The sequence below is a fragment of the Streptomyces sp. NPDC101234 genome (genome assembly GCF_044767525.1).
Lineage (GTDB): Bacteria > Actinomycetota > Actinomycetes > Streptomycetales > Streptomycetaceae > Streptomyces > Streptomyces sasae.
The window spans coordinates 1-3,785 of record NZ_JBIWOA010000106.1; the positions used below are offsets into that span (position 1 = coordinate 1).

The window sequence follows — 3,785 nt, forward strand, 5'->3', positions numbered from 1 at the left end:
ATCGACCTATGCCGAGACCGCGACTATGCCGAAGCCGTGTGCGTTGTTCCGCTCCATCGTGGGGTTTCGGCTGGGCATGGCTCTGCATAGTTTCCGTGCCGGGCAGCCTCGTGAGCGAGGGGGCGTGGTGCTCCCGAGAGGGGGTGGCGATGCCGTTCGGAAGTACGCGTCGGAAGGCGGGTGTCCTGGTCGCGCAGGTCGAGGGTTACCGGGCATGGCTGGCGGAGCGCGGGTACACGGCCCAGACCGCCAGGAACATGCTCAAGGATCTGGGGCAGGTTGGCCTGTGGCTTTCGCGGCATGGACTCGATGCTGCTGATCTGGACGAGGAGCGGCTGGACCAGCACCTTGCCGACCTGCGGAAGTCGGGTCGTTGCCGGGTGGCTGGGCCGCGCGGCATGGTCCCGCTGCTGACGTTCCTGCGTGAGACCGGAGTGGCCCCCGAGCCGCAGGTGACGCCGTCGCCGACGGAGGTTCTGCTGGAGCGGTACCGGTGGTGGATGGAATCTGAGCGTGGCCTGTCTGCGTCGACAATGCTGCGCTACGGGAATACCGCCCGGCGCTTCCTGGCCGAACAGGCGGTGACCGACGGGAAGTTCGCACCGGACGGTCTGACTGGGACGGACCTGAATGCGTTCCTGCTGCGGGAGTGCGCCAGGGTCTCGGCGGGCTCGGCGAAGGGACGGGTGGCCGAACTACGTTCCCTGATGCGGTTCCTTCATCTGCACGGCGTCATCCCGATGAAGCTCGGCGGCGCGGTGCCTCCGGTGGGCGGCTGGCGCTTCGCCTCCGTACCGCCGACGATGACGACCGGCGAGGTCCAGCAGCTTTTGGACCATACTCCGCGGCAAGGGACGGTCGGCGTCCGCGACTACGCGATCCTGATGCTGGTGGCCAGGCTCGGGCTGCGCTCGATCGAGGTGGCCCGGCTGTTGTTGGACGACGTGGACTGGCGCTGCGGCGAGATCGTCGTCCGAGGCAAGGGACGCCGTGAGGACCAACTCCCGCTGCCGGCCGACGTCGGCGAAGCCTTGGTCGCGTACTTGTCCAGCGCAAGGCCTCGCCTGGATGCCCGTCACGTGTTCCTGACCTGCAAGGCTCCGCATGGTCCGATCCGGGCGGACCTGGTCGGCGACGTGGTGGAGCGAGCCTGCCGCCGGGCTGGCTCGCCCAAGGTCGGGCCGCACCGGCTGCGCCACGCCCTGGCTGCCGACATGCTGCGCCACGGCGCTGGACTCACGGCAATCGGGCAGGTACTCCGGCATCAGGACCTGGCCACGACCGCGCTCTACGCGAAGGTCGACTTCATCGCACTGCGCGCGGTCGCACAGCCCTGGCCTGGGACGGAGGCGGTATGACCGATCTGGGTCAAGCGCTCGATGACTACCTGCGGCTTCGCCGCTCTCTGGGGCACCAGATGGCCGAAGCGGCCTATCTGCTGCCGGACTTCGTGAGCTTCATGGACAACCGCGGCGAACAGACCGTCACCGTTGCTGCCGCGCTGGACTGGATAAAGACCCGAGAACCCGAGGTGGTCACGACGGTCAGTCCTCGACGGATCACCGCGGTCCGCGGGTTCGCCCGCTACCTGAGCGGAACCGACCCGGCGACCGAGGTGCCGCCGCTGGGGCTGGTTCCCTACAACCGGAGCCGAGGTCAGATCTTCCTCTACTCCGACGCCGACATCGCAGCGATCATGGCTGCGGCCAAAGAGACGATCCCACAGCCGTTGCGGGCGGCGACCTATCACACGCTGATCGGGCTGCTGGCAGCGTCCGGCCTGCGCATCGGCGAGGCAATCAAGCTGGACCGCGACGACATCAACTGGACGCAGGGCGTGCTGCACATCCGCGAGTCCAAGTTCGGCAAGTCCCGACTGGTCCCGCTACAGGAAAGCACCACGAACGCGCTACGCGAGTACGACAGGCTGCGCGAAAGGTTGATGCCCAGGCCCAAGGACCCCGCGTTCTTCATCTCCCTCACCGCCAAGCGGCTGATCTACGCCTGCGTGTATCCGGTGTTCCGGGCTCTGATCGAAACCGCCGGCGTCGGCGTCGACGCCCCGCACAGGCCTCGATTGCACGAGCTGCGACACACCTTCGCCGTTCGCACCCTTCTGCACTGGTATCGCACCGAGGACAACATCCAGGCGAGGATCCCCTCGCTGTCGACCTATATGGGACACCGCGAACCGGCCTGCACCTACTGGTACCTGTCGGCGGCCCCGGAACTGCTCGTGCTGGCCGCCGCACGCCGCGACAGCGTCCGGAAAGCGGCCCGCCCATGACCCTGATCGCCCCCACCCTGCAGGCGTTCTTCACCGACCGGCTCGCCCGCCAGCGCCAGGCCAGCCCCCGCACCATCGCCGCCTACCGCGACGCGCTCCGCCTCCTGCTCGGCTTCGTCCAGCAGCGGACCGGAACCGCTCCGGCGAAGCTGGACTGGAACGACCTGAACGCGGACGTGATCTCCACGTTCCTGAACTACCTGGAAGACGAGCGCGGCAACAGCACCAGAACCCGAAACGTCCGCCTGACCGCGATCCGCTCCCTGTTCTCCTATGCCGCACTCCAGCATCCCGAACACGCCCTGCTCATCCAGCGGGTCCTGGACATCCCCCCGAAGCGGTTCGACAAGAGGACCGTCACGTTCCTGACCAGCCCAGAGGTCGACGCATTGCTGGCAGCACCGGATCCGAAACGCTGGGAAGGGCGAAGGGACAAAGCCATACTGGCGCTGGCTGTCCAGACCGGCCTGCGCGTCTCCGAACTCACCAGCCTGAACTGCGACGACATCACCCTGGGTGACGGCGCTGCCGTCCGCTGTGAAGGGAAGGGACGCAAACAGCGGGCCGTCCCACTTGACCGCCCCATCCAGAAGCTGCTGAGCTCCTGGCTGAACGAACGCGCCGGCCACGGCGGCGACCCCTTGTTCTGCACCCGCACCGGGCGCCGCCTCAGCCGCGACGCCGTCGCACAACGACTGAGCACCCATGCCGGGATGGCCGGACAAGCCTGCCCGTCCCTGCTCGACAAGAGCGTCCACCCGCACGTTCTCCGGCACAGCTGCGCGATGTCGTTGCTGCAGGCCGGAGTGGACACCACGGTCATCGCGCTCTGGCTCGGCCACGCCGGCGTCCGCTCCACCGACGCCTACGTCCACGCCGACATGACCATCAAGGAGAAGGCCCTGGCTCTGACGACGCCAGCGACTGCCAGGCCGGGGCGATACAGGCCCACCGACGAGGTGCTCGCGTTCCTTGACCGGCTATGACGCAACTGATCGAAGTCTGCGGGTCCAGCTATGCGACACTCCCCGTGTGATGACACCCAGAGAACTGCGCGAGGCATGCCCGCCCGGTGGAGGTCCTTACGCCTGTCCCTGTTGCAAACTCCTGACCCTGGAAGCCCGCTGCGCGTGGGAGATCTGCTCCGAGTGTGGATGGGAAGACGACGGCCAGGATGACCTGAACGCCGACGAAGTATGGGGCGGTCCCAACGGATCGGAGAGCCTGACTGATGCGCGCAAAAACTACGCTCAGTACAGCGCTGAGGCGAGAGCAGCGGATGAGGACTCACTGGTAAACGGCGGCGAAGGTGCTTGGTGGGCACCCTCGGCGCGAATGATGCGCGATATGGGTCACTCCACCTGAGAATATGTGTCCTCCCCATGTATGGACGAGTGAGGCCGCCGCGACTATGCCGAGCATCACGGCCCTCACACCAACTGCAGCCCCGCTCAGGGTCCTCAAGCTCGGCATAGTCGCGGTCTCGGCATAGGTCAAT

The 3,785-nt window shown here is 66.9% G+C and carries 4 protein-coding genes; all 4 read left to right on the forward strand.

The features are described from left to right. Nucleotides 1–149 precede the first annotated feature (149 nt). Genes ACIRR9_RS55885 through ACIRR9_RS55900 form a run of 4 tightly spaced genes read left to right on the forward strand, consistent with a single transcriptional unit; the run spans nt 150 to nt 3,652 of the window. A complete protein-coding gene (locus tag ACIRR9_RS55885) occupies nt 150–1,358 on the forward strand; it encodes a tyrosine-type recombinase/integrase (protein WP_403769791.1) in 1,209 nt (402 codons plus the stop codon). Next, nucleotides 1,355–2,287 carry a tyrosine-type recombinase/integrase gene (locus ACIRR9_RS55890; protein ID WP_403769782.1) on the forward strand — a complete coding sequence of 311 codons (933 nt, stop codon included), beginning with the start codon at nt 1,355–1,357 and terminating at the stop codon, nt 2,285–2,287. The genes ACIRR9_RS55885 and ACIRR9_RS55890 overlap by 4 nt, the downstream gene beginning before the upstream one ends. Next, complete coding sequence (locus ACIRR9_RS55895) at nt 2,284–3,273, forward strand: tyrosine-type recombinase/integrase (protein WP_403769785.1); 990 nt, start codon at nt 2,284–2,286, stop codon at nt 3,271–3,273. The genes ACIRR9_RS55890 and ACIRR9_RS55895 overlap by 4 nt, the downstream gene beginning before the upstream one ends. A gap of 49 nt (nt 3,274–3,322) precedes the next feature. After that, the gene (locus ACIRR9_RS55900) at nt 3,323–3,652 is read left to right on the forward strand and encodes a CPCC family cysteine-rich protein (RefSeq protein WP_403769794.1); all 330 of its coding nucleotides are present in this window, start codon (nt 3,323–3,325) and stop codon (nt 3,650–3,652) included. The last annotated feature ends 133 nt before the right edge of the window (nt 3,653–3,785 follow it).

Bases quoted from the DNA above. Each gene is read 5' to 3' on its own strand.
- ACIRR9_RS55885 (WP_403769791.1), top strand. From the start codon at position 150: ATGCCGTTCGGAAGTACGCGTCGGAAGGCGGGTGTCCTGGTCGCGCAG.
- ACIRR9_RS55890 (WP_403769782.1), top strand. From the start codon at position 1,355: ATGACCGATCTGGGTCAAGCGCTCGATGACTACCTGCGGCTTCGCCGC.
- ACIRR9_RS55895 (WP_403769785.1), top strand. From the start codon at position 2,284: ATGACCCTGATCGCCCCCACCCTGCAGGCGTTCTTCACCGACCGGCTC.
- ACIRR9_RS55900 (WP_403769794.1), top strand. From the start codon at position 3,323: ATGACACCCAGAGAACTGCGCGAGGCATGCCCGCCCGGTGGAGGTCCT.